Origin of the sequence: Pseudomonas sp. (assembly GCF_049590575.1) — a bacterium.
GTDB lineage: Bacteria > Pseudomonadota > Gammaproteobacteria > Pseudomonadales > Pseudomonadaceae > Aquipseudomonas.
Window position 1 is genome coordinate 1 of sequence record NZ_JBAWDE010000035.1, and the last position, 2585, is coordinate 2585.

General features: G+C 63.9%; 2 protein-coding genes. Both read right to left on the reverse strand.

Translation table 11 applies throughout. The annotated features are described in order from the left end of the window. Positions 1-23 precede the first annotated feature (23 nt). On the reverse strand, positions 24-650 hold the full coding sequence (locus tag WBR57_RS02815) for a glutathione S-transferase family protein (RefSeq protein ID WP_424081914.1): 627 nt from the start codon (positions 648-650) through the stop codon (positions 24-26). Between the two features lie 64 nt (positions 651-714). Next, positions 715-2454, reverse strand: coding sequence for an OPT family oligopeptide transporter (locus WBR57_RS02820; RefSeq protein ID WP_424081916.1), 1740 nt, complete (start codon positions 2452-2454; stop codon positions 715-717). Positions 2455-2585: the final 131 nt, after the last annotated feature.

Below are 2585 nucleotides of genomic sequence, written 5' to 3' on the forward strand. Positions count from 1 at the left end.
CCCGCACACCACCGTGGAGTGGCTTATTTCGCGAAGGCGTACTCGCCCCCCTGCTCCACCGCCTTGCGATACGCCGGCCGCGCCTGGAAGCGTTGCACCCACGCCGCCAGGTTCGGGTAAGCCTGCAACTTGCCCTGGGCCCTGGCGATTTCGCCGATAAAACTCATCTGGATATCCGCGCCGCTCAGTTCGTCACCCACCAGGTAATGCGTGTCCGCCAGCACGTCGTTCAGGTAGCCGAGGTAGTTGGCCACTTCCGACTCGATACGCGGATGCAGCGGCGCCCCGGCCTCACCCAGGCGGCCGACGTAGAGGTTAAGCATCAGCGGCAGCATCGCCGAGCCTTCGGCAAAGTGCAGCCATTGCACGTACTTGTCGTAAGTGGCCGTGGCAGGGTCGGGCTGGAAGCGGCCTGCGCCATGGCGGCGAATCAGGTAGTCGATGATGGCGGCGGACTCGATCAACACCAGCGAGCCGTCTTCGATCACCGGGGATTTGCCCAGCGGGTTGATCGCCTTCAGCTCCGGCGGCGCCAGGTTGGTCTTTGGGTCGCGCTGATAGCGCTTGATCTCGTAGGGCAGGCCGAGTTCTTCGAGCAGCCACAAGATGCGCTGTGAACGCGAGTTGTTGAGGTGGTGGACCGTGATCATGGAAAGCTCCGCAAGAATGGGTATCCAGGTAAGAGACTACGCCGTGACAATGGAGTGCCCTGCATCAATTCGCAACCATCGCCCATAACGACGCGCCGACGCCAGTGATGCTCTCGCCGGCAATCAAGCCGGCGGCGGCGGTGATCGCGAAACGTTCGGTGAGGCTCGGCCAGCGGCAACTCGCCAACCAAGTGAGGATCGCGCCAAGGGCCATCATCAGCGACACCGAGGCCGGCAGTACAAAGGCCAGGCCCAGGGCGGCGGCGCTGGGCAAATAACGCGCGCCTCGGGCCGACAGGGTGCTGTCCAGAATGCCCAGCAACACGCCGACAAGGCCGGCGATGGCAATCGCCCAGCGGATGCTGGTGGATAACGAATCCAGCCCATGGGTCAGGGTTTGCGCCACGGCTTTCCAGGTGGCGACGGCCGGTGCCGGCCATTCTTCGGTGAGCAGCATGGTTTGTGGGTCGGGGATCAGCGCCAGGTAGGCGAACACTCCGACGATGCTGCCAATGAAGATGCCGAGGATTTGCGCGATCACCTGCTTGTGCGGCGTGGCGCCAATTGCCTTGCCCACCTTGAAATCGTTCATCAAATCCGTGCACTGCCCGGCCGAGCCGCCGGCGGTGTTGGCGCTCATCAGGTTGATCGGCACTTGGCCCGGCGCGACGATGCCAAAGCTCAATTGGGACAGTTGCCCGATGGCGCCAATCGGCGGAATCCCCGTGGCGCCCACCACGCGCGCGGCCACGGCGGCCAGGCAGATCGCCAAGGGAATGGTCAGCAAGGCCATCCACAGGTTGATGCCGAATAACAGCGCCTGCAGCGCCACCACCAACCCAACCGACAGCACAAAACCCGCCGCCGGCCCGGGTTTGGGCAGGCTCCACGTTTGCCCGCCAGCCGCTTTGGTGGAAGCGCGCAATGCCCACAAGCGGATCGCCAACGATGCCAGGGTAGAACACACCATCAGGCTCACGCCGGGCCACAACAACCATTCCACCAGCGCGGCGAATTGCGCGCCGCTGCTGCCCTCCGGCAAGGTCACCAGGTGTTGCGCCAGCAGCCACGGGCCGAGGCCGCCCCACGCGAGCAGGGCGCCGAGCAGCAAGGTCAGGCCGACGCGAATACCGATAATGCCGCCAAACCCCAGCAGCAATAACGACGGGTCGGCGGTAAAGGTCAGGCGCTCCAGCTGGGCGCTCGGCGACCAGCGTGGGATCGCCCATACAAAGGTGTCCAGCCACTTGACCGCGCCCGACAGCAACGCGGCGCCCAGCAGCACTTTCAAACGCGTCGCGGCCTCGCGGCCATGGTTGTAAATGTGCAACAGGGTTTCCAGGGTGGCCATGCCCTCGGGGAATTTCAGCGCCTTGTCATTGAGCAACGAGGGCCGCAGGTACCAGGCAATCCAGATGCCCAGGAAGCTCACCGAGAACACCCAGGCAATCATCGGCACCGCGTCCAACTGGTTGCCGGTCAGCAGCGTATAGGCCGGGATCGGCGCCACCAGCCCGCCGGAGATGATCGACGCCGCCGCCGAAGCGACGGTCTGGTTGATATTGCTCTCGTGCAGCGTCCACGGCAGTGGCGCGGACGAGCGTTTGGCCAGGCCTTGCCAGATGGCATAACCGACCAGCAAGGCAATGATCGACATGTTGAACGACCAGCCGATCTTCAACCCGGCGTACACATTGGAAGGCGTCAGCAGAATGCCGAGCACGCTCCCGGTGATCACGGCGCGCAGGCTGAGTTCGCGTTCGACAGGGCCGTACGAGGGCAGCGTTGGCGAGGTTGAAGGCATGCGGATTCCTTTCGGCAAGGGAACAGGGCGACCTAACAAGTGAGCCCTGTAGCCACCGAAGGTTCATCCGGCTGACACGCCAAATGACTGAAACCCAGGTGATCAAAAGTGGGAGCGGGCTTGCTCGCGAA

Coding starts and splice junctions, on each gene's coding strand:
- WBR57_RS02815 (WP_424081914.1), bottom strand. CDS start 650: ATGATCACGGTCCACCACCTCAACAACTCGCGTTCACAGCGCATCTTG.
- WBR57_RS02820 (WP_424081916.1), bottom strand. CDS start 2,454: ATGCCTTCAACCTCGCCAACGCTGCCCTCGTACGGCCCTGTCGAACGC.